This is a genomic window from Glycomyces sp. NPDC021274 (genome assembly GCF_040641195.1).
Classification (GTDB): domain Bacteria; phylum Actinomycetota; class Actinomycetes; order Mycobacteriales; family Micromonosporaceae; genus Glycomyces.
On the sequence record NZ_JBFADC010000136.1, the window covers coordinates 1 to 1,047 of the forward strand.

The following is a 1,047-nucleotide window of genomic DNA, read 5'->3' on the forward strand; positions in this document are numbered from 1 at the left end:
TCCGGGACACCCCGCCGCGGCCGGGCGCCTCAGGTGCCGGGAGCGGCCATGGTCTCGCTGGCCGGCGGCGGGGTCACGGTGACCTTGGTGCCGTAGTTCGAGTAAAAGACGGTGGAGTCCTGGGGCTGCTGGCCGTCCATCTGCTCACGCTTCTTCACGAGCGTGTTGTCCGGGCCGATCCACAGGTCGATGGTCTCCGTCGTCGCCCCGACCTTCTTGAGCTGCACCTCCAGCGCCTTCAGGTCGGCCTCGCTGAGGCTCTTGGACTGCATCTTGGCCATCTCGGCCACGGCGACCTTGCCGGTGTAGTGGGTCGCCTGAACGCCGCGGACGTCCTCCTTGCCGGCCTCCTGGACCTTGCCGGAGGCGATGAGCAGGTTCACCGACTTGACCGGGTCGTTGTTCTGCAGGGCGTCCTTCATCAGGGCGCCGGCGGCACCCTGCTTGGCCAGGGCTGCGTAGTCGTACTTGATCCAGCTCTTGCCGCCCATCGGCATGCCCATGTTCACGTACATCGCCTGGGGCGTGTACAGCGCCTTCATGGGCTTGCCGGTCGCCAACGGCCCACCGGTCGTGGTGATGTCGAGGGTCATGTTGGTCCCGTTCGACCAGTCCATCGCGCCCTTCATCGTGCGCGTGGTCGGACCCATCTTCTGCGTGCCGTCGATCTGCGCGGACTTCTTGTCGCCCGTCTGCTGCGACGCCGTCTTCAGCGAGGCCAGCGCGGCGTCCAGCGGGGACTTCGCCCCCGCCGCGTCGTTGCTGCCACCGCTGGCGCTGCCACCGCCGGTGCCGTTGCTCTTGTCTCCACCGCTGTTGCAGGCGGTCAGACCGGCCATCATGACAACTCCCGCCGCGACAGCGGCGGCTATACGTGTGCTGCGCACGTGAGGCTCCCCCTTTGATCTCCTCTACGGACCTCGCAGGGGACTGTAGTGCAGGCCGCCGACAGCGCGCCTGGCGGCCCTGTTATGAACGCGTCAGGCCCCGCTCTCCGTACGGAAAGCGGGGCCTGACGTCACGCGTCACGCGCTATGAGGCATCGAT

The 1,047-nt window shown here is 67.4% G+C and carries 1 protein-coding gene; it reads right to left on the reverse strand.

What is annotated here, in order from left to right; all coding sequences use genetic code 11:
• Nucleotides 1–29: 29 nt before the first annotated feature.
• The gene (locus AB0I03_RS27145) at nucleotides 30–842 is read right to left on the reverse strand and encodes a hypothetical protein (RefSeq protein WP_360417507.1); all 813 of its coding nucleotides are present in this window, start codon (nucleotides 840–842) and stop codon (nucleotides 30–32) included.
• Nucleotides 843–1,047: the final 205 nt, after the last annotated feature.